Annotated in this window: 1 protein-coding gene; it reads right to left on the bottom strand. The window is 44.3% G+C overall.

Annotated features, from left to right (window positions below; translation table 11 throughout):
* Nucleotides 1-2,409: hypothetical protein (locus tag AC07RZ_RS24065; RefSeq protein ID WP_494669862.1), on the bottom strand; the 2,409-nt coding region annotated here is incomplete at both ends.

Here is a 2,409-nt window from a genome sequence, read left to right as displayed (position 1 = left end):
GCATTGCAGGAACATTTTGGACAATCTGGTTCAGGGTCGAAATTCCAAAAATATTGGGAAGAAGACTGTCGAACTGAATTTGGGTCAAAACATCTCCAGCGAACATTGCTGGTACTTGTCTGGCTACGTTGATTAAAACAGCAAGTGCATAACTTCTAGTTCGCTCGTGCAACGTAATATTCCCAACAATCGTCAGGATGCTATCCAGCTGAATTTGGGTCAAAGCACTTCCAGCAAGCATTGCTGGTACAGCATTGGTTATGCTGATTAAAACAGCAAGCGCATTAATTCTAGTTTCCTCGTGCAGCGTAGTATCGCCAATAATCGTCAGGATGCTATCCAGCTGAATTTGGGTCAAAGCATCTCCAGCGAGCATTGCTGGTACGTTACTGGCTATGTTGATTAAAACAGCAAGCGCATAATTTCCAGTTCCCTGGTGCAACGTAGTATCGCCAATAATCGTCAAGATACTATCCAGCTGAGTTTGGGACAAAGTATCTCCAGTGAGTAATACCGGTACGTTTACAGCATTACTGAACATTGTTGACACATGCGAAACCATATTATTTAAAGCAACAAGCGCGTTAAATCTCATTACCTCTATCAGCGCAACATTACCAATAATCGTCAGGATGCTATTTAGCTGCCCCTGATTCAGGACGATATTACTCATGGCGTGTGGAGCATTTTCGGCTAGGCTGCTTAAAGCAGCAAACGCATTACTTCTCGCCTCCTCTGACAAAGTCGCATCGCCAATAATCGTCAGGATGCTATTTAGCTGATCCTGATTCAGGACGATATTACCCATGGCATGCTCGGCTAGACCGCTTAAAGCGGCAAACGCATTACTTCTCACTTCCTCTGACAGAGTAGCATCGCCAATAATCGTCAGGATGCTATTTAGCTGATCCTGATTCAGGACGATATTACCCATGGCATGCGGAGCATTTTCGGCTATGTTGCTTAAAGCAGCAAATGCATTACTTCTCACTTCCTCTGACAGAGTAGCATCGCCAATAATCGTCAGAATACTATCCAGCTGAATTTGGGTCAAAGCATCTCCAGCGAGCATTGCTGGTACGTTACTGGCTATGTTGATTAAAACAGCGAGCGCATAATTTCTAGTTCTCTCGTGCAACGCAGTATCGCCAATAATCGTCAAGATACTATCCAGCTGAGTTTGGGACAAAGTATCTCCAGTGAGTAACACCGGTACGTTTACAGCATTACTGAGCAATGTTGATACATGCGCAAGTATATCATTTAAAGCAACGAGCGCATTAAATCTCATTGCCTCTGACAGCGCAACATTACCAATAATCGTCAGGATGCTATTTAGCTGATCCTGATTCAGAACGATATTACCCATGGCATGTGGGGCATTTTCGGCTAGGCTTCTTAAAGCAGTAAATGCATTACTTCTCACTTCCTCTGACAGATTAGCATCGCCAATAATCGTCAGGATGCCATCCAGCTGAATTTGGGTCAAAGCATCTCCAGCGAGCATTGCTGGTACGTTACTGGCTATGTTGATTAAAACAGCAAGCGCATAATTTCCGGTTCCCTCGTGCAACGCAGTATCGCCAATAATCGTCAAGATACTATCCAGCTGAGTTTGGGACAAAGTATCTCCAGTGAGTAATACCGGTACGTTTACAGCATTACTGAGCATTGTTGGCACATGTACAACTATATTATTTAAAGCAACAAGCGCATTAAATCTCATTACCTCTGTCAGCGCAACATTACCAATAATCGTCAGGATGCTATTTAGCTGGCCCTGATTCAGGACGATATTACTCATGGCATGTGGAGCAATTTCGGCTAGGCTGCTTAAAGCAGCAAACGCATTACTTCTCGCCTCCTCTGACAGAGTCGCATCGTCAATAATCGTCAGGATGCTATTTAGCTGATCCTGATTCAGGACGATATTACCCATGGCATGCGGAGCGTTTCGGACGATATTCCTTAGTCCAGTAGAAATTGCAACATTACTCAAATGTATAACAGCAATATCAAATTGACCTTCGCTGAGAGAAAAATTCCCTGGCAACATTCCACGAAGGGTTACGTCTGCTGCGATAAAACCCAATGCAGCAATGCCATTAGGGGTAGTAAAAAGCTCTTCAATCTGGGAAAAATTAATGGATAAAACAGGATCCATTAGCAGCCCCGGGAAGTCTTGAACAAGAGTACGGAAAACGGACACCCCCAAAACCCAATCGGCCATTAGGTTATCAATTTGATCTTGAGAAAAGGTAGAATTCGAATTTGTCAGGAATTCCAGGAAGCGTAGTCCCCCAGCCGTACTCGTCAGGGCGATCAGGTTATCGGCCGTAATCCCTTGTACTGCCGCCTCAGTCAATTGAGCCACCTGCGCTTCAGTGATGGTGTTTAGTAGGAACAGAG

This window comes from Collimonas sp. GW821-FHT07E08 (genome assembly GCF_059418905.1).
The sequence above is the reverse complement of the archived record's forward strand: the minus strand, read 5'-3'. Positions and strand labels throughout refer to the sequence as shown.